The 18661-nt window shown below is 41.4% G+C and carries 20 protein-coding genes; 3 read left to right on the top strand and 17 right to left on the bottom strand.

Features of this window, described 5'->3' with window-relative positions:
- Nucleotides 1–66: 66 nt before the first annotated feature.
- Complete coding sequence (locus tag J6I68_RS03395) at nt 67–2622, bottom strand: type I restriction-modification system subunit M (protein ID WP_292217422.1); 2556 nt, start codon at nt 2620–2622, stop codon at nt 67–69.
- Nucleotides 2623–2702: 80 nt separating this feature from the next.
- Complete coding sequence (locus J6I68_RS03400) at nt 2703–3248, bottom strand: helix-turn-helix domain-containing protein (protein ID WP_292217424.1); 546 nt, start codon at nt 3246–3248, stop codon at nt 2703–2705.
- 252 nt (nt 3249–3500) lie between these two features.
- On the opposite strand from J6I68_RS03400, the gene J6I68_RS03405 reads away from it, so the two are divergent.
- From J6I68_RS03405 to J6I68_RS03415, 3 genes are read left to right on the top strand one after another with little or no spacing between them, the layout of a single operon-like run.
- Nucleotides 3501–4235 carry a DUF4417 domain-containing protein gene (locus J6I68_RS03405; protein WP_292217427.1) on the top strand — a complete coding sequence of 245 codons (735 nt, stop codon included), beginning with the start codon at nt 3501–3503 and terminating at the stop codon, nt 4233–4235.
- The gene (locus J6I68_RS03410; RefSeq protein ID WP_292217429.1) at nt 4216–4809 is read left to right on the top strand and encodes a hypothetical protein; all 594 of its coding nucleotides are present in this window, start codon (nt 4216–4218) and stop codon (nt 4807–4809) included. Before J6I68_RS03405 ends, J6I68_RS03410 begins: the two co-directional genes overlap by 20 nt.
- Entirely contained in the window at nt 4806–5159 is a 354-nt protein-coding gene (locus J6I68_RS03415; protein WP_292217430.1) for a hypothetical protein, read from the top strand. The genes J6I68_RS03410 and J6I68_RS03415 overlap by 4 nt, the downstream gene beginning before the upstream one ends.
- 81 nt (nt 5160–5240) lie before the next feature.
- Here the strand turns inward: J6I68_RS03415 and J6I68_RS03420 are convergent, their stop codons facing one another.
- The 15 genes from J6I68_RS03420 to J6I68_RS03490 all read right to left on the bottom strand — a co-directional run.
- The gene (locus J6I68_RS03420) at nt 5241–5816 is read right to left on the bottom strand and encodes an MT-A70 family methyltransferase (protein ID WP_292217432.1); all 576 of its coding nucleotides are present in this window, start codon (nt 5814–5816) and stop codon (nt 5241–5243) included.
- Nucleotides 5817–6046: 230 nt separating this feature from the next.
- Complete coding sequence (locus J6I68_RS03425; RefSeq protein ID WP_292217436.1) at nt 6047–7444, bottom strand: relaxase/mobilization nuclease domain-containing protein; 1398 nt, start codon at nt 7442–7444, stop codon at nt 6047–6049.
- Between the two features lie 58 nt (nt 7445–7502).
- Nucleotides 7503–7835 carry a plasmid mobilization protein gene (locus J6I68_RS03430; RefSeq protein WP_292217438.1) on the bottom strand — a complete coding sequence of 111 codons (333 nt, stop codon included), beginning with the start codon at nt 7833–7835 and terminating at the stop codon, nt 7503–7505.
- Between the two features lies 1 nt (nt 7836).
- On the bottom strand, nt 7837–8421 hold the full coding sequence (locus J6I68_RS03435; protein WP_292217439.1) for a helix-turn-helix domain-containing protein: 585 nt from the start codon (nt 8419–8421) through the stop codon (nt 7837–7839).
- 7 nt (nt 8422–8428) lie between these two features.
- Nucleotides 8429–8842 (bottom strand): hypothetical protein, encoded by a 414-nt coding sequence (locus J6I68_RS03440; RefSeq protein ID WP_292198032.1) that lies wholly within the window; start codon nt 8840–8842, stop codon nt 8429–8431.
- Nucleotides 8843–8847: 5 nt separating this feature from the next.
- Nucleotides 8848–9177, bottom strand: coding sequence for a hypothetical protein (locus J6I68_RS03445; protein ID WP_292217441.1), 330 nt, complete (start codon nt 9175–9177; stop codon nt 8848–8850).
- A complete protein-coding gene (locus J6I68_RS03450; RefSeq protein ID WP_292217444.1) occupies nt 9177–10412 on the bottom strand; it encodes an ArdC-like ssDNA-binding domain-containing protein in 1236 nt (411 codons plus the stop codon). The genes J6I68_RS03445 and J6I68_RS03450 overlap by 1 nt, the downstream gene beginning before the upstream one ends.
- A gap of 123 nt (nt 10413–10535) precedes the next feature.
- Nucleotides 10536–11327, bottom strand: a complete 792-nt coding sequence (locus J6I68_RS03455; RefSeq protein WP_292217446.1) for a CD1107 family mobile element protein — start codon at nt 11325–11327, stop codon at nt 10536–10538.
- Nucleotides 11314–11664, bottom strand: coding sequence for a DUF4315 family protein (locus J6I68_RS03460; RefSeq protein WP_292217449.1), 351 nt, complete (start codon nt 11662–11664; stop codon nt 11314–11316). Before J6I68_RS03460 ends, J6I68_RS03455 begins: the two co-directional genes overlap by 14 nt.
- Nucleotides 11665–11678: 14 nt before the next feature.
- Nucleotides 11679–13433: a C40 family peptidase gene (locus J6I68_RS03465; protein ID WP_292217452.1), complete on the bottom strand. Its 1755-nt coding sequence runs from the start codon at nt 13431–13433 to the stop codon at nt 11679–11681.
- A 19-nt stretch (nt 13434–13452) separates the two neighbouring features.
- Entirely contained in the window at nt 13453–15858 is a 2406-nt protein-coding gene (locus J6I68_RS03470) for a VirB4-like conjugal transfer ATPase, CD1110 family (protein WP_292217461.1), read from the bottom strand.
- A gap of 19 nt (nt 15859–15877) precedes the next feature.
- A complete protein-coding gene (locus J6I68_RS03475) occupies nt 15878–16261 on the bottom strand; it encodes a PrgI family protein (RefSeq protein ID WP_035782757.1) in 384 nt (127 codons plus the stop codon).
- 13 nt (nt 16262–16274) lie between these two features.
- A complete protein-coding gene (locus tag J6I68_RS03480; protein ID WP_292199611.1) occupies nt 16275–17141 on the bottom strand; it encodes a VirB6/TrbL-like conjugal transfer protein, CD1112 family in 867 nt (288 codons plus the stop codon).
- A gap of 201 nt (nt 17142–17342) precedes the next feature.
- Nucleotides 17343–17555, bottom strand: coding sequence for a Maff2 family mobile element protein (locus J6I68_RS03485; RefSeq protein WP_026512590.1), 213 nt, complete (start codon nt 17553–17555; stop codon nt 17343–17345).
- Between the two features lie 299 nt (nt 17556–17854).
- Nucleotides 17855–18661 (bottom strand): VirD4-like conjugal transfer protein, CD1115 family (locus tag J6I68_RS03490; RefSeq protein WP_292217459.1); only part of this gene is annotated, 807 nt, incomplete at its 5' end.

Below are 18661 nucleotides of genomic sequence, written 5' to 3' on the forward strand. Positions count from 1 at the left end.
AACTTACGCTGTTCCCAATCGTCATCGAATCCTTTAAATCTAATCCGGGGTTTCTTATCCGCCATATCACTCACCCCCTAACAGTTTTTGAAGTTCAGCAACACCTTGCATATCAAACTCATTACCCGTAAGTAGTCCTAACATCTCAACTAAATCTGAAGATGTGTCTCTGATTTCTTTATCCACTTCTTCGTAGGTTGTCTCATATTTTTCAGCTATCGCTTCCAATCTGGATATAAGACTCTTAACAATCTGTGCAGGAATATCCGCTATTCCTTCAGTAATAGGATCAATCCATTTCTTTTCAAATAGCATTCTTACTTCAGCATCACTCAAGCTTTCAATTTTGTCCTTTGTTGCAAGCTCAAGCTCTACAGTCTTGTCTTTAATTTGCTTCTTCAGGCTCTTCTCTTCCTTATTAAGCGCATCTGCCTTTTTTAGAATTGTCAGCGTTTCACCTTCAACATCTTTATCTTTTATGGCCTTCGTAACTTCCTTGAATACAAATTCTGTTTTGTCTTCATTTACAAAAGCCGCTTCCTTATCCTCTTCTGACAGGCTCTCCAAAAGTTCCTCATACTCAGAAGATATTTCAGATAATCTTCCATCAAGAGACCCAATCTCTTCTTTACGATCCTTCAACAAGGATTTTTGAACAAGCTCAAACGGGAATATATGTCCAATATATCCTTCCTGTACTTCTACCTCTTTACCATTTTTCTTTTTTGTAACCATGTTGGGATCAACTTTTCTTATAGCATCGCGTCCCTCTGTCTGGATTATTTCCAGATCTATTGAAATTTGAGACCACATATCATCAACAATCTGGTAAGCCTCATATGGATCTCCAAGTTTAAGTCCTTCGAACCTCTTGAATATCTCTGTAGAAATAACCTCTTCCTCAGCAGCAATTGTAAGAGAATCCTGTCCGTCAATTAACTCTTGGACTAAAAATGTATCGAGCCCATCAAATGCATCTTTGTATGATGATACAAAATTTCTGATATCCTCATGGTCATTTATAATGTTCTTAATATTAGCATTTATAAAAGCCAGATACTGATCAGAAGCGCTAACAAACAGATCATTTCTTAAACCAGGAAAGGCATCCCAATACCCCGCTAGTTCATCGACTTCTGTCTTTGGAATTCCACCAAACATTGAAGCATATATATCCCATTTCTCCGGCTGTTCTGAAGAATCAACATAACGTGGAATATTTAAATTGTAATCGTTCTCTCTTATTGTGCTTCGCTCTACCAATCTTGAGAAACCATCAATAGTTAACCTTCCAGTAACAGCATCAACTATCTTCTTTATATCACAAGCTCGCAGTTTGTTATTTTTCCCTACTTTCTCAAATCCTTTCGATGCATCAATAATCAAAACGTCTGTGTTTTCTCTCTTCTGCTTCAGAACCATTATGATTGTAGGAATACCGGTTCCAAAAAAGATATTCGCAGGCAGGCCTATTATTGCATCAATTTTGTTGTTTTCAATAAGATTTTTCCTTATAGTTCCTTCTTCTCCTCCACGGAACAAAACGCCGTGAGGCAATACAATTGTCATAATTCCGTCGGGCTTAATATGATAAAGATCATGCAAAAGGAAAGCATAATCAGCCTTACCCTTTGGAGCAAGTCCATACTCTTTATATCTTGGGTCAGACTCTTTGTCCGACGGATCCCACTTTTGTGAATACGGAGGATTAGATACAACTGCATCAACATAAAGCGGCTTGTAGGTTCCAATTCGATCATTTTCATCGAAGTAAGGCCAGTCTTCCTCTAATGTATCTCCGTTACGAGTAAAAATATTACTCGGAAGAATGCCACGCATGACTAGATTCATTCGTGTCAGGTTATAGGTATTCTGCTTTAGTTCCTGTGCATAGTACTTAATCTTGTCACTATCTCCAAGATACTTAGCTATGCTCTTACCAATGTTGATCAACAAACTGCCGGATCCGGACGTAGGATCAAATATCTCAATTTCGCTCCTGTCCTTCAAATGATTTGCAACAATTTCACTCATAAGAATGGATACTTCATGAGGAGTATAGAACTCTCCTGCCTTCTTACCGGCATTTGCCGCAAAATTTGAAATTAGATACTCATAAATAAACCCGAGGACATCATAATCCTGCTTACCATCCATAGGAATATCTGCAATAAGTCTTATAAGTTCACTGATAGCCTTAGTCTGATTTGCCGCAGTGTCTCCCAACTTTGAAAGGCCAACACTTAGAGTTTCAAAAATATTCTCAAATACCTTTTTCTGGATTGGATTAATACACCTTTCAAATGCAGAAAGAGCATCCCTTACATCAGCAACATTGAAATCCACACCTTTCTTAAGCCATGTCGAAAAGAGATTTGGATAAGAAATAAAATATCCAATATTCTTCTGAACATCTTCCATGACCTCAGTATCATCTTCTGTTACTGTATCCATATCTTCTCTTGTATAACCAAGTCCAAGCAGATATCTTTCCTCTTTTTCAGATAGAAACTTATAGAAAATAAAGCCCAGTATGTAATCCTTGTATTCATTAGCTTCAATCTTGGATCTCATCTGATTAGCTGATTCCCATATTTTAGCCGCAAGTTGCTGTTTATTCATATAAAAACGCTCCCTTGATATTTATTTTTTCCAAATTAGTGATATATCCCAGCACCATAGAATAACCTATGGCACCCCTATCATTTTTTGTGTTTAATTTCTTTTTCAGATTCCTGCTTCTCTATCTCTTTATTAATATCGCTAGCGACAGACGAAAGTATCATCTCCAGATATGCCTCCGGATCCGGAAAAGTATCTTTTTTTGCCTTATAATCATTTAGGCTCACTATAAGGCGTTTTATCTGCTCAGGAAATTGTCTTACAAACAAAAAGTATCCATTATTCTCATCCATTGTTGGAGGAACTGAATAACGCAGATTCTCATGGTACCAAACCACGCCTTTATCCCATAAAAGATATACAGCATTAACTATCTTTCTTCCATCGTCATCTACTGTGGTTATAAAAGCATTATTTTCATCACCATAGTACAGACGATCAATACTTACTTTGAGTGCTGAAGCTATCTTCGCAGTCGTAACCAAATTAGGTATTTTATTGCCTCTTTCGTACTCGCTAATCATAGTATTAGACATGCCACATCTATCCGCAAGCTGCTGTTGAGAAAGACTTTGATCTTTTCTGACATTTTTTATATTCTCGCCAATATGTTCTTCATAGCTCATTACATCCTTCTCCCTTCCTATATCTTTTACTATATATTATTCCACCGTTCGATATATTTGTACACCGATAAGTATAATTTATTTCATCTTTCTCACTAATGCATTACTCAATCGTAGTACAAGGAAAACCTTAGCAGGATTGACAGAAGTGGGAATTTTTAAACTTAATTTCACCTGTCACAATTATAAACAGAAAAGCACTTGGGCCCATGTGTTTCAACATCTGCTATTAAATTCAGAAAGGAGAAGCACATGAATAATGCTAAACAAATGCAACCCAGATCAGGTTGCCATGACATGTGGAATGCATTTATGGTTAAGAACGCCACCTTTGCTCCTGGAAGTGATATCCCTTATTGCGTTTCTACAGAAACCATTCCGCAAGAACTAATCTCATATGAAGACGCTAAAGCTCTGTATAAAAAGCAAGCTCGTTCCGGCAACAAAGACTTTCATGTTAATGCATTTATACACTTCTTTATCGATGATCAAAAGTTTGATGGAAAAAGAAGTAGCATCTGGACATATCCTGAAAAGGCCTTAGAAATAATCTGCCATTTTGCAGGTATCATTTCTCCGGATTTTTCTACCAATGCAGACTTTCCGGATCCATGGAAAAGATTCAACACCTATCGCATGAGAGCATTTGGTTGTTGGATGAACTCACTGGATATACCTGTCATAAATTGTGTACGTTGGGGAACATATGAGACTTGGAGCTACTGTTTCGACGGAATCCCTGTTGGAAGTAATCTTTGTATTGGAACAGTAGCCAGCGGAATACGTAAGCTCAATAATCGTCCTCTGTTTGAAGACGGGCTTAAAAAATTAGCTACTGTTATCAAACCCTCAAAGATTCTGGTGTATGGTTCAGCCAACTATTCGATTTTTGACTTTCTTCGGCAATGCGGTATCGAGATAATCTCCTTTGACAGCAAGACATGTAAAGCTTATAAGGAGGTGCACCATGAGCAAAGCAAACAGTAATCACTTTACTGGTACTATCGGCTCCAAGCTCTCTCGTGCTTTTACCTCAGACGGCAGTTCCAATATCACAATCCCATCAGAAAGTGATATCATATCTAGTAGAACCAGAGGCTTGGACTTAAGGGATCATCCTCTTAAATACAAAGAATTATCCCCCAAGCAGCGAAGCAGCCTTCGCAAAAAAGTTGCCAACAGGACTATTACAAAAACTGAATATCATACTTATCAGAGCAACATCAGACTTAACAAAAGACGAAATTCTGGCATTGATAAATTTTGGAAGGAAGAAAAGAAGCGCCTAATTAGCAAGCTTCCCACCACCAGGCAATGGACTCCTGAACAAGCCAATGATATCCTGCACGGAAGACGTCCTAAACATAATGGCAGAACTCTTCATAGCCATCACACATACAGTGTCTCTCATTATCCACATCTTGCAAATCAAGGTGGTGTGATATTCCCTGCTACTTTCAGAGAACATTTTTATGGATGGCATGGAGGCAACTTCAAAAACTCAATACCAGGCAAACCAATCAACGCAAACCTATTACACAAACAGAGGAAAACAAAATGAATCAAAAAGACTTAGATGATTATATTTTTTTAAAGATTGTAGCTTATGACTCCCTTTCAAAGTGTATTAGCATTCTAAGAAAATACACCTCCGCTTCAATGGGAGAGATAAAGAAAGCGATTGAATCAAACGACTTCGTATACTCAAGCGAACATATCAGCCATCCCGGTGTAAAAAAACTGGCTAAATGCTATGACGAACTCACTGCTGCCGGTGCCACAGTTGAAATCTATGAGCTGGGTATGCTATGTTCCCGGGAAATAATTGGTAATCTCATTGAATCACATGCACAAACAGAACGCGAAGTAGATGAAGATATTGAGCGTGAACTAGCAGAAGATGATGAATAAGTGACAAGGGTGATGCTGCAGAAACATCACCCTTGGTTTTTATTGTTCAGAACACAATCCGTCAATGTGAATTATCTGCAATCATGCCGCAAGCTCCAAATCATTTTCCAATTCATTTCCCCAGGTATCCCAGCCTGGTGTCTTCTGCCTCGCAAATAGTTCCACACGAGGAACATCCCCCACAAGCTCAACAATCCGATTACGAGTCTCTGCCGGCTTTTTGCTATGCTGTTCGATGTGACTTATGATTACCTGATGGACCGCTCTGCCAATTCGTTTTGGATGTCCTTTGGTGGCAAGCAGGCAGATCTCTGCATTGGATCTTGTCCAATAGCCCATGCCCCAGAAAAGAGAATCACATTTTTTGTTCTGCTTCACCCAGACAAACGCAACAGTTTTGTAATCAAAGCCCCATGCTTTTATGACATCAAAAGCTTCCATGAGGTTCGGAAATGTTGCCCACATGAAAAGAACACAATCCTCAGCAGCAATATCTGCAACAGGAAGTCTGCAGATGTCCTCCACGCTCATGGTGGGATAATGGTTCTCTGCACTCCGTCCTTTCCCCTTGCCTGACCATACTGCATATCTCCATGGCGGGTCACAATAAATTACGTTATATTTTTTCTGGTCTCCATTTTTATTTTTGTTTTTCATTCTTACAAATCCCCCTTCAAAAGATTCACCTACCCCATCTCCAGTAACCTGGCGCACTAACGTTGCAAGTGGTGCATCATGCGCCCATGATGCTCACTTGTTGAGGCACATCCCCAATCCCCTTAGCATCAGATTAAAATCTGACCACGCTCCTTCGGAGCTATAAACTGAAAGTCGCCAAGATGATGGCATAGATTTGGGCACTGCCTTAGATGACAGTGCCCTGATTATTATCGTGTGTGTTCACGTTCCTTGTTTTCTTTCTGCTGACCGCTGATACCAAGTATCTGGTCGATATCATACTTCGCAGTCTGATAAGTCTGCATATTTTTCTTTACTTCTTTGTACTCTGCATAGGCAGCCTTCTTTTTGGAAAGAACTTCATCATACTCTGCGCTAAGTTCTTTCACAGATGGAAGTTTACCTTTATGTTTGTTAAAAGAATCTTTGGCAGCTTTATGTGCCATGATGTCATCCTTATGCTCTGCAAAAAACTTTTTGCCATAGCCTGACTTACGGTAATCGGCATATATATCTTTGGTCCTGCCATATGTGATGATGTTACTGCGAAGCTCTGAGATTTCTTTGAGCCTTTTTTCATAAGCCTTTATATCAGCACTAAGTTTACTGAATCTCTCTGAAGTATCTCCTGCTCTTTTCTCCAGTTCGTTGTAACTCCGAAGCCCCTGCTCCTGGAAAAAGAGAATTGCCTTCATGACATTTTTTACATTGAACTTCTTAGCCCACATCTCATAGCCAGGACCTTTTCCTTTCGCAATGATGTCCTGAAGATTTAAGAGCAGATCAAAGTTGTCATCCCTGTAGAATGGAACACTGTCCTTTTTTATGTCAGCACCTTTGGCTACACCTTCAATCTTTTTTATCAATTCATCCTGAGTGTACCCTTTCCCAAGAGATCTGAATCTTATAAAACGCTGCTGGCCATTTCCTCTTACAGAGACATGCTTTCCACTTTTAATATCATAGCCCTGTGCAGACAGCTCCTTCAAAAAATCATCAAATGTCTTTGGCTTTTTAGAAAGAGCTATGTCTATCGACTCACGCAGTTTATCACGAAAGCTCGGACCATTATCCTCATGGATGTAAGTTGTCTTACTGTGATATGGAGCCGGAGCAATCACAGAGTAACCATTTTTCATGCAGATGATGTTGGAAAGTTTTCCAAGAGCAATTCCGGACCCCCAGAAATTTCTGAACTTCCTGCTGCAGTCCAGTGTTGTGGAATTGAAAATCGCATGATTATGAATATGCTTCTTATCAGTATGAGTAGCGACAATAAAAGCATGGTTGCCCTTTGTAAATCTCATGGCCGTCTCATAGCCGATTCGGTTTGCTTCCTCCGGAGTGATCTCCCCGGGCTTAAATGACTGTCTGATCTGATACGCAATTACATTATCTGTTCTCTTAAGACCTGTTATCTGTTCATACTCTCTCTTGGACAAAGTAAATTCTTCACAGACAGTCTTAGGATCACATGCATAAGATGTCACATAAGTTCCATTCTCAGTTTTATCAGGGTTCATTGCATAATCGGTTCTTTCACCGATACATTTAGCAAGAGTCCTTCCTTTATTTTCATGTAATGCGATTAGTCTTGTCGCCGCCATAACACTCCTTCAGAATCAAAAAACTGCGGCTACAGGATTCTTCCCATAGCCGCACTCATCATTTTATATTTGCCAATCGCTCCAATATTTCTTTTATAGAAATCCAGATTCCTTCCTGCTGAATCCGTAGCTGCTCAATGTCACTCAGATAAATGTTCCCGGTCTCATTTGCTTTCTTGGCATACTGATTCAGATTGTTACTGTTGATACGCATCAGCCTCACTACTTCCTTAACATCTGATAAATCCAGCTTGATAATGTAACCATCAATAGCCATCTTCTTCATGTATGCATTAAGATTTTTTACACCTGCTGCTTCCATACAGTCTCTGATCTGCTGTCTTTCTTCAGGTGTTACCCTGACATGGATTTCCTTTCTTTCCTTCTTCATATCACAGCACCAGCTCGGGAGCAAAGCGGCGACGAGGCAAGTCTTCAGATGCAGGTTTACAATCACGAAGCTGCTTCAAAAGAGAAGTCTTCTCTGCTTTCTCTGCGACTTTCTCATGCCGTTCTCTTATTTCTTCTTCATCAGGAATACCGTTACAGTTATCATCCCTGAACTTATCAGCAGACTCGTTGGCCTTAATGTTGTTAATGATTCCATCAAGGCTGTTGTCGTTCTGCTCAATCTGATCTTCCAATCCTCTTCTGACATTTCCAAGAGTGTTTGGATCAAGCTCCTGTGGAAGTTTCATTCCAAACTCAGCTCGGACCTTGTACTCGATAAGAGAAAAGACATATGCCGGCATGATACGTACATCACGCTCCCAGTCCTGCATTGTCCTGTAGGGAATGTCTAGGTAATCCGCAAATTCTTTTCTGCTCATACCAGTGGACTCACGGAGCTGGATAAATCTTTCTCCCTGAGTCATGTCATTAGTATCTGCAGACTGTTCCATGTGCTGAGGTGCTGCTGGAACTACTCCATTAACATCGTCCCATTTTTCAATAGGTGTTCCTGTTCTTCTTTCCATAACAGCATCACTCCCCTCTGTGCTTCCTTTCAGGAAATCGGATCTCATACTGCACCCTGCCCTCATCATCGTAAGTAATATCAACATAACAGTTGAAAGTCTTGCCGGTCTTGCGGGACTTACATCCCATAAGCTTCACTGTTCCACCTGTTAGAAGATCCTCAGCAATTTCTCTGGTCATCTCCTTACCGATTGCCTGGAAAAACTTGTTATCCTTCCAGATTGCAAAACTGCAGTCCATGTTGTCACAGAAATATGCCATGTCTCTTTCAACCACATTGGTTCCACAGCACGGACATACTCCGACAACATCATCGTTTACAGGAGCTTCAATCTTTTCATTGTCATTAAAATTCCCGAATGGAAGTTCATCATCATAAGCTGCTGCATCCATCCAACCATCATCATTTACATTTTCCATAATGCTCAGCCCTCCTCTTCATCATCAAATGAATCTTCATAAGCACCGGGAATCAATTCATACTCGTCCTTATACTCGTATCTGTACTCATCGATAAGAATATCTGCCATGTTCTTCATGGACTCTGTCAGATCCTTTGATGTTTCAAAAAGATCTCTTGTCTCGCCAAAAATACTTACTTCTTTTTCAGCGAGATCAAGAGACCTCTTCATCGTCTGTGCCATATCTTTGATAAGATGTGCAATGTCCGCACCACTCTTTATTGCCTTTAAGAGCTTCCTATTTTCCTCATGAAGTTCTATATTGATTTCCATTATGTCCTGTTTCTTTGCCATTAAATAGCTACCCCCTTCTCATTCGCTGCACCCACTGCAGCCTTATCCCTGCTTAGCTTTTCCTTCTCAATCTTGAGCTTGTCCAAAAGAGATGGTCTCTTTCCACCAGATCCATCAGGAAGGATCCTTACTGTACCAAGAATCTTTCTGCCAACGTCTGCGACTGTCGTAGGCTTATCAGCGACAACTTCATCTGTATCCCTAAGCGGACAGTCATCATCTGACTTATTCTTTTCAGTAGCTTCTTTGGAATTTTCACCAGCCTGTTTCTCTTCTGCTCTCTGCTCCTTAGCTATTTTTTCAAGCTCTGCTTCCTGTTCCGGACTCATCTCCTGGGACTTTTCCTTGTCAATCATCATGTCTTCCACTGATCTGATGATCATTGCCGATGTGGACCTTATGGTATTAAGAGCAGCTTTCAGCTCCTTCATGGACTCATCAGTTGTGTATGACGCTAGATAAGGAAAAGAATAAGCCCCGGTATCATAGCCAAAGAAATTCAGGACTACTGCTGCAGTTCCCTCAGCCTCAATCTCTTTTCTGTTCTTGCTGATTTCTTTTGACGCATCAGCATGGAGTTTTGCATGGACCACTTCATGAAGGCATGTCTTAAGAGTCTGTAATTCGCTCATATCCTTCTGGATAGCAATTCTCTTTTCAGCCACATGGTAATATCCCTTGGCACCGGATTTAATGTCTTCATAACCAATTGGAACAGGACTTACTTCTCTTATGACACTCATGAGAAGGGAAAACTTATTAACATCCCCCTTAAGTTCATCAATGCCAAGCTTTGGAAGCTCCTTGCCTTCGGTCTGCGAAACGTCAAATGTACTTTCAGCCTTAAAGCCCATGAGATTTAGTTCCTGTTTCACCTTCACAGGCTCACCATCTTTATCAAGGACTACTTTCCCATTAGCATCAAGCTTGTCTACTTCCTTTTCGATGGTATATGGCGCAGGAGCTATGACCTTGATTCCTTTTTCACCTTTCTTCACATAACGCCCCATCTTTTTCCAGGCACCATAACTCTGACATAAAGTCGCATCAGGCTTCTGCATGGAAATCAGGATGCAGTTGTTCAAAGAGTAATGTGGAAACTTTGCCATTGTTGCAAGAAGAGTCTTAAACTCTGCGCTGCTCCTTACAGACTTAACACCAACCTCAAGCTGGTCAGTAAGTTCCTTAAGCCTGTCTTCCCGGCTTTTGAAATTCATATTTTCTGTATCAGCCATTCAGATCACCTCACTTTGTTTTCTTTGGTGCCTTAACTGAAGAAGGAGCCTGCCCAGCAGACTCCTTCCTGGCAGCCTTCCTTGCTGCCTGTGCATATGAAATATATCTTGATTTACGTGCCATCAGTCATCCTCCTCGTCATAGGATTTCTCCTCCCCGGTGTCATCATAAGAAGATTCTTCCTCCTCACTGATGCTCTTCAGATAATCATCATCTTCATAGTCTTCATCAGGATCCGGCAAGGTATTCTTCTTTTTAGAATTCTTGGTCGTTGTATAGTACATAAATCCGCCGGCACCTCCAAGTCCAAGGATCAGAAGGATAGCCATGATTCCATTCACATTAACTTCTTTCTTTGGTTCGGGCTCTGGTTCGGGCTCAGGCTCCGGTTCAGGTGTAGGCTCAGGGGTAGGAACAACAGGCTTTTCTTCTACTTTTTCCTCAGTCTTGCCTTTTCCTGTTACTGCAATATATTCACTGACCTGGTCCTCATCCATAAGTGACAGAAGATCTGACTCATCTACCATGTTAAGGAAATGAACCTTCTCATTGCCATCATCGTCTCTGTCAATGATGATATAGAAATAATTGCCATTCTTAGTCATGACAGTGATGAACTGCTTGCCTCCTGCTTCAAGACTCCCATAGTCATCTACAAGCTCCATGTTTCCATCAGGTGTAAGTGGTCCCCACTTTTCCTCAATCTCAGGATCCTTGCCCTCACAGTTTTTGTAATCTTCTCTGCATATAGGGCAGTCTGGATCGACATGTTCCTCTGTGCATTTTGTTTCACAGATGCAGTCAGGACCACCAGCTGCAGCTGTAACAGGATTCAAATAAAAAAGTGACCCGCAAAGAGCCACTGACATGCCAAGAACCTTTGCCCTGGCTGCTATAGAATTAAAAAACTTCATTTAATACATCCCCCTCAAACTTGTTATCGTTATTTTCGGCAGCATCTGTACTGCCAACAGGCTCTTTTCCGTCAGAGCTCTTTGCAGAATCTTTTCCGGAATTCTTATCCGATGCAGCAGATTTCTTTGGAGCAGGCTTCCTCTCTTCTTCAATATATCCAAGCCTCTCCGCGGCTTTTTCAGGCGTTATCTGCAAAAGATTTATAACGCCGACAATAGCAGTAGCTTCTTCTGATCTGATATTAGCGTCCAGTGCATCCACTTTCTTCTGGAATTCTTCTATCTTATTCATATAACGTTCCCTGTCTGCTCTGTACTTTCTTAGTTTTTCAAACATATTCCCTCCGTCTCTTATGGCAAGCGGCCAAATCCCAGATAATGGCTCTGCCAGTAAGGTGTATTGATTGATGAATAATGGATTGGATTGCCAGCATGGAGCATCATTCCATTACCCACATATATCCCGACATGACTTGCTCCGGGAGTATCATATGTTCCCTGGAAAAAGATAAGATCTCCAGGCTTTGCTTCTGAAGCAGGTACATTTCCAGTGATAGCACGTAGACCATTAGCAGTCTGCCTTCCCACGTTCCAGCCATTACCGCAGTGATTTATCACATAGCTTACAAATCCGGAGCAGTCAAAGCCATCCGGTGAATATCCTCCCCATACATAAGAAACGCCAAGATATTTCTCTGCTTCATGAAGCATACGTGCAAATTCTTCATCACTCAGGTACTCTCCGGGTACATGATAATCATCATAATCACCCGGTCCCGCTCCCGGAATACTGTAGATGTCATCCTCACCAAAGAGATACTTTTTATTTCCAAAGGTCTCAAGCAGTATCTCGTATCTGGCAATCTCATCATCAGTAAACCCAAGCTCCTCAACCACATGATCAAGGCCATGATTTACAAGATAGATGTCGCAGATGTAATACTCATACTCTTCGGTATAGGTATAATCTTCCCAATAGCCACCTTCAGCATAAGAATCATCTTCAACCCATCTCGTGTCTTCAACTTCTCTTTCCCTTGTCTCTACTGTTTCCTCGTATGTAATCTCATACTGGAGTTCAAAGATTTCCTGAAGCTTATCCTGTACTTCGTCTCTTGTATATGACTCAAAGATTACTGTGAGAATTGCTGCAAGCTGATATGGATTGTGCCCCACCTCATCAAGGTGGTAATTAACCTCATCATAATCAGCATGATCTTCGGCTATTTCATCAACCTCATCCATGAGACCTTCTTCAAGCTCCTTGTAATCACTTTCTGTCTCAAGTATATCCTCGTCCTTTGCGGTAAAAGAGGTTGCAACTGTTATATCGCCGCCACCTGCACCAAGAGCCGAGCATGAATTCATGAGTCCAGAAAACGCCAGGATAAGAATCAGAATTGCCACAATGATTATAGAGATAACAGGATTGTCCATGACAAATTCCTGGACCTTCTCAGCCAGAAGTGCCAGCAGGTCTTCTGCTTTATCCGTTATCTTCCGTCCAATCTTTCCGGTATTCTCAGCGGCCTTGGCATTTTTAGCAGCAGCTTTTCTCTGCATTTCTTTTTTCATACGCTCCTTGGCAGCCTTTTCTGCAGCAGCTTCAGTATCTTTTCCCTGATGGAGCTTATTGCTGTACTTACTGTGCTTTATCTTGCTGGTAACATGACTGACCGCACCACTTGCAATATATCCGCCGGTATCAAAAGCTTCCTCGGCCACACTGCTCTCATCCTTGTTCTGGTCTTCACTGTTCGCACCAAAAATATCACTTACAATAGAAGCAGCAGCTCCTACACGGCTTGCAGCTTCAGTAATCCCTGCTTTTGTTCTCTCCCTTGCGGCCTTCTGCTCAGCTTTCTTTGCGGAATCCTTCTGTCTTCGGGTCTTTTCAGCATTTACAGTCTGCTTTTTTACTTTCTCATGGCGTATATCTTCAGGAGTCTTCTCTGAAGTATCTTTCTTTGAGCGTTCCTGTCTGAACTTCTCTCCATAATACTTTTTCGCAGACTCTTTATTCATAAGTTTGTCAGCATGAGTCATCTCTCTTTGGGTTGGCCCCTTATTCTTGGAATTATCCCTTGTGTATAAGCTTTCATCCATCATTCATCTCCTTAAAGGCTCAGGCTGACGCTTTATCTGCATCAGCCTTATTACCATTCTTTTCAATAAATTTGGTATTGATAACCTGATAAAGCATGGTCTCTTTCGGGAACCTGTCTACAAATGGCAGGATAACGTTGCCATAAAAAATAAGCCCTTCACCTTCTCCCGAATGAGTAACATACGAAAGCTGGTGTGGACTTATGTTTAACTGTTTTGCAAGAATAGATCTGTCTCCTACCGCCTGATTGAGCATGAGAATGAAGTCAGAGTTCTCAAATATATTCTCAATTTCGCGGGAAGCCAGCAGATCCTTGATGTTCTGGGTGATACCAGTCGGCATACCTCCCCATTTTCTGAAACGTTTCCAGATTTCTACTGTATACGCAGCAGTCTGATCTTCCCTCAAAAGAAGGTGCATCTCATCTATATAGTATCTTGTGCTCTTTCCAAGTTCACGGTTAGCTGAAACCCTGCCCCAGACAGCATCTTCTACGATAAGCATTCCAATCTTTTTGAGCTGCTTACCCAGATCCTTAATATCAAAGCAGACTATTCTGTTATTGATATCGACATTGGTCCTGTGATTGAAAACATTAAGTGAACCCGAAACATAGATTTCAAGTGCTGTTGCCACAAACTTTGCCTCAGGCTCTTCCTGCTTTAAAAGTTCATTATAAAGGTCTTCAAGGATCGGGATGTTTTCCGGTCTTGGATCCTCAAGATACTTTCTATAGATCATCCTTGTACATCTGTCGATGACAGTTCTTTCCGCTGGCTTTAGTCCGTCTCTTGAACCAAGGATAAGTTCACATAGAGACAAAATAAAATCCACCTTGAGCATTACAGGGTTATCATCATCGGAATAGTTCATGTTGATATCCATTGGATTCACGTACTGGTCTGATGTAGGACTGATACGGATTACCTGGCCTCCGAGGTACTCGACCATTGCACGATACTCATTTTCAGGATCGCAGATGATGATATCATCATCCGTGACCATGAACGCATTGGCTATTTCCCTTTTTGCTGCAAAAGATTTACCGGAACCCGGTGTACCGAGAATTAGTCCATTAGGGTTCTTAAGCAGCTTTCTGTCAACCATGATAAGGTTGTTTGAAAGAGCATTAAGTCCATAATAAAGTGCTCCCCTGTGATCCTGGAACAGTTCCTGTGTAGTAAATGGAACAAATATAGCAGTGCTTGAGGTTGTCATTCCGCGCTGTATGTCCACTTCGTTGTAAGCAAGTGGCAGAGAACTTACTAATCCCTGCTCCTGCTGGAAGTCGAGACGTACAAGGTTACATGAATGCTTCTGCACTATTGAAGATGCCTGGAAGATATTGTTTTCAAGCTCTTCTTTAGTCTTTCCTGTATTCATAATCATGAAAGTTAGAAGAAACATTCTCTCATTCTGCTGCTGTAATTCCTTCAGAAGGTCTTTGGCATCCTTGCCATAAGTAGCCAGATCTGAAGGAATGATGTCCATATCATACCCGGAACGGACTGCCTTCTTCTGCTCCTCTATCTTACTTCTGTCGAGCTCAGTTATGGTGTGCTTTACTGTCTTTATAGCCTCATTCTGGTCTACAGACTGTAGATGCATTGTAACAATCTGACTTGATTCCATTCCAAGGATTTCTGCAAGCATCCTGTCACTGATGTCTGATGCATCGATGGAAAGAAAACTCATTGCACACCATGTATCTCCCATCTTGAAATACCTTCCGGTCGGAAACTCAAAAGAGCTTGGAGCTACAAAATCTTTTGGTGAAAGCCCGGTTTTTACAAGATATTTCCAGTCAAAATGAAACTTGGACATATCGCCTATATGCATCTGTTTATGCATCAGCTCCAGCCTCTCATATCCATTTAATGTTCGGGCCAAAACGCCAAGAGTCTTGAAATTATTAAGGATATCCATCTCGATATGCACAAGTCTTGGTTTTGCTGATTTCATGGAATCGGCATGGATGCCAAATGTGATATACTTGGTCTTGGTAAGACCGTTATTGCCTGCCTCCATGTTCTTAAGAAGTACTCCGGAGTATTCATCGCGAACATCATTAAATCTGTCATCCTGATGCTGGATCTTTATCTTCTTCTCAAAGTCGCCCACTTCTGTTGCAAAGTTCATGAAAGAAAGCTGGAAATGCACAGAGCTGTCAAAGAAATTGAGGAAACTGCACCACTCCTCAAATATCTCTTTCTTATCCTCCTGCTGTGCAAGCTGGTAGTTTATATCCTGGAACTGGATTGTTTTGGTATAGTAATCCATTCCGACTCTGCATATTCCATCCGGAAATATCCTCTCAAAAGGCAGTGTCTGCTGCGCAGTTCTTGGAGTCCCATCATTTTTCTGCGCATCCTTTATGATCTTTTTTATTTCTTTCTGTTCACGTTTTGACAGCCCTTCCGGCATATCAAACTCTCTTGTGTTCTTATTCTTTAGTGGAAGCACGAACAATCTTTTCCACCTCCCTCTCTGCAGCTGCCTGTCTCATAAGGGCTGCATAATAGTTATCCGTCTTATACGGACGTTTCTTAGGCCTTATGAAAATGGCCTCTATAAAATGTCCCAGGTAGACTTCCAAAGGTCTTCCATTCTTTTCATACATGGCAAAAAAGAAAATTGGCATCATGATCACCATCATTCCCATAACTGCCACGTTTACTGTAGCCACATTCTTTATAAGAAAAAATGACGGCACTCCTATAAGCGCCGCCACAATAAAGCATATGATCTGCCGTTTTGTTAAATTGAATATGACCTTGCTCTTTACCTTAGTTAAGTCTCTGGGGACACTGGTGTATGAAGCTGCCATAATAATCCTCCTGTTACATTGCATTCAGGATAGCCTTGCTCACTGTGCTTGTCTTGAAAAGGGACAATCCAAGAAGGAATGTATATCCAAGAACGCTCCAGAGCGATCCGACTATATCTGATGAAAATGAAATTGATGCGATCAGCATTGCATAAATACCTACACATATCATGATGAGAAATCCCTGGAATCCTAGAGCGAACAGGCTCTTTACAAAATGCATGCCCATGGCGCTGTGCTCTTTATTTCCCCATGTAGCAAATGGAATTGGAGCCATGGAAACATACATATAGATCTCAATCATACGAACCATGATGATTACAAAAATAAGCTTCGATGAAAGCTGCGTCAGGATCATTATGATTGAAACCTGAAAAAACAGTGCAAAGATGCTCCATATGTCCATAGCCTCAATTGTTGACTGCATAGACGCAAGTGCTGATGCATCAACAGCTGTAGATGCACTGATGATTCCCCCGGCATTTGTGATCACATGCTGTGCCACATCAAACACAGCCATTGTGAAATCAAAGGTATGTGTGATAAGTTCCACAGCAATGGCTGTCTTGAACACCCACTTCCATATGAACCATGTCTCGAAATTAGCCAGGTTGTTGTAGCTGATTATAAGCTGTATCAATTCATAACAGGCCACAAAGGTCAGGATTATGCCTGCAATCGGCATTATGACAGTATCGGATATATTTCTGATCATGTTAAAGACTGATGGAGAAAAAGCTGATGGAGTCGTTGCCACATCAGATGCAATTGCTCCCACCTCATCATTCACGCAGTTAAACATCGAGCTCAGACAGCTCATGAGATAAGGGATTATCAGCTCTTTTAAATGCTCCTCAATCTGTTCAAATAATCTGTCCAATCTGTGTCTCCTGTTCTTGTTTCGTTGTTATTAATTACAGAGCCAGACTCGGAAATGATACCATTTCCTCGTTGGCGGATATCCGCCAAATGGAGATATTCAAGAAAACTTCCGCGCGAGCAAGCTCTGCTCCTGTTTTCTTGAAATCTCCACCTGACTCTATATTGTTCCATATTCAGTTTTTATTTTTCTTCTGACAGATCAGAAAAGACCTGAAAGAAGAGGAATGAGTGTTGTTCCGATTAAGGCAACACCACCTCCCGCCATCAGCTGCTTCATTCCCTGGCTCTTTGCACCTGGGTTGTCATTGCCATAACCTTCAAGAAGGTTGATGATTCCCCATACTCCAAGGCCTGCGCCAAGGGCGATTACTACTGTCTGTAATGTTCCTACTGCTGAGTTAAAAAATGCCATAATAGTTAAAACCAAAAAACCATCACAAATGCAGTATTCATGCAGTTTTCAGCGTTTTATGGTAAACCCAAGATGGGTTTTGTCGCTTTTTTGTCGCACGATGCATTTGTGGTGGTTTTTTCTCTCCTTCCAATAATTTTTGTTGGTTAGCGACATCCTCTTTTGGATGCCGGTTGATAGTTACTTTCCGAAAGCCCGTCGACTGACTTTCGGTACATGGCCATGCCTGCCTGTTACCAGGCAATATAAAAAGCCCTTACATCCATGCCTTTTATTGACATGAAGGAGGGCCTCTTATCTTATTCTTCTGCTACTTCGATGACTTCATATTCATCATCAGGCCTGAGCTTCAGTTCATGATTTAAGAACTTCTCAGCATCAAACCAGTTCTTTTTATCCGCATCCGCTGTGTACTTATAGTTGGGATGCTGCGTAAGGTCGTATTTATCTGACAGGAAAGGTCTTACGCCCCTTACCTGCACTATACACTTGCTGCCATCCATGACTGCAAGCTCGTCAACACTCATAAGCTCATGACCGAGCTTCTGATAATTCATGTTGTAGCTCTGCTGTGATCCTCTTGATTCTCCGGTATTGTACATATCAATGGTTTCTTTGCCCAAAGTGGCATTTAAGTCCTTAAGAGTAGACTGCTCTGTACCACCAAGGAAAATCTGTGAATCACAGTTTGCACAGATGGTCTCTGCATTATCCTTGTAAATAGCCTTAAGCTGTGACTTTGCCTGAAGCACAAGTGCTGCAGATATTTCACGACTTCGTATGGTTGCCATGAGCTTTTCAAGGTTAGGAATCTGTCCGACATTGGCTGCCTCATCAATAAGGCACCTCACATGTACAGGAAGCCTTCCGCCATAGACATCATCTGCTTTTTCACACAAAATGTTGAACATCTGTGAATAAATCATTGCCAGCAGGAAATTGAACGTAGAGTCTGTATCTGACATGATGAGGAAAAGAATTGTCTTCCTGTCTCCCAGCTTATCAAGCTCCAGTTCATCATATGACATGATGTCCCTGACCTGCGGAATATCAAATGGTGCCAGTCTGGCACCGCAGCTCACCAAAATACTTTTAGCTGTCTTGCC

It is taken from the genome of Butyrivibrio sp., from assembly GCF_017940685.1.
In the GTDB taxonomy this organism is placed as follows: domain Bacteria; phylum Bacillota; class Clostridia; order Lachnospirales; family Lachnospiraceae; genus Butyrivibrio.

Bases quoted from the DNA above. Each gene is read 5' to 3' on its own strand.
- J6I68_RS03420 (WP_292217432.1), bottom strand. From the start codon at position 5,816: ATGAAAAACAAAAATAAAAATGGAGACCAGAAAAAATATAACGTAATT.
- J6I68_RS03430 (WP_292217438.1), bottom strand. From the start codon at position 7,835: ATGAAGAAGGAAAGAAAGGAAATCCATGTCAGGGTAACACCTGAAGAA.
- J6I68_RS03455 (WP_292217446.1), bottom strand. From the start codon at position 11,327: ATGAAGTTTTTTAATTCTATAGCAGCCAGGGCAAAGGTTCTTGGCATG.
- J6I68_RS03415 (WP_292217430.1), top strand. From the start codon at position 4,806: ATGAATCAAAAAGACTTAGATGATTATATTTTTTTAAAGATTGTAGCT.
- J6I68_RS03395 (WP_292217422.1), bottom strand. From the start codon at position 2,622: ATGAATAAACAGCAACTTGCGGCTAAAATATGGGAATCAGCTAATCAG.
- J6I68_RS03405 (WP_292217427.1), top strand. From the start codon at position 3,501: ATGAATAATGCTAAACAAATGCAACCCAGATCAGGTTGCCATGACATG.
- J6I68_RS03485 (WP_026512590.1), bottom strand. From the start codon at position 17,555: ATGGCATTTTTTAACTCAGCAGTAGGAACATTACAGACAGTAGTAATC.
- J6I68_RS03450 (WP_292217444.1), bottom strand. From the start codon at position 10,412: ATGGCTGATACAGAAAATATGAATTTCAAAAGCCGGGAAGACAGGCTT.
- J6I68_RS03465 (WP_292217452.1), bottom strand. From the start codon at position 13,433: ATGGATGAAAGCTTATACACAAGGGATAATTCCAAGAATAAGGGGCCA.
- J6I68_RS03475 (WP_035782757.1), bottom strand. From the start codon at position 16,261: ATGGCAGCTTCATACACCAGTGTCCCCAGAGACTTAACTAAGGTAAAG.
- J6I68_RS03440 (WP_292198032.1), bottom strand. From the start codon at position 8,842: ATGGAAAATGTAAATGATGATGGTTGGATGGATGCAGCAGCTTATGAT.
- J6I68_RS03445 (WP_292217441.1), bottom strand. From the start codon at position 9,177: ATGGCAAAGAAACAGGACATAATGGAAATCAATATAGAACTTCATGAG.
- J6I68_RS03435 (WP_292217439.1), bottom strand. From the start codon at position 8,421: ATGGAAAGAAGAACAGGAACACCTATTGAAAAATGGGACGATGTTAAT.
- J6I68_RS03425 (WP_292217436.1), bottom strand. From the start codon at position 7,444: ATGGCGGCGACAAGACTAATCGCATTACATGAAAATAAAGGAAGGACT.
- J6I68_RS03410 (WP_292217429.1), top strand. From the start codon at position 4,216: ATGAGCAAAGCAAACAGTAATCACTTTACTGGTACTATCGGCTCCAAG.
- J6I68_RS03470 (WP_292217461.1), bottom strand. From the start codon at position 15,858: ATGCCGGAAGGGCTGTCAAAACGTGAACAGAAAGAAATAAAAAAGATC.
- J6I68_RS03460 (WP_292217449.1), bottom strand. From the start codon at position 11,664: ATGTTTGAAAAACTAAGAAAGTACAGAGCAGACAGGGAACGTTATATG.
- J6I68_RS03400 (WP_292217424.1), bottom strand. From the start codon at position 3,248: ATGAGCTATGAAGAACATATTGGCGAGAATATAAAAAATGTCAGAAAA.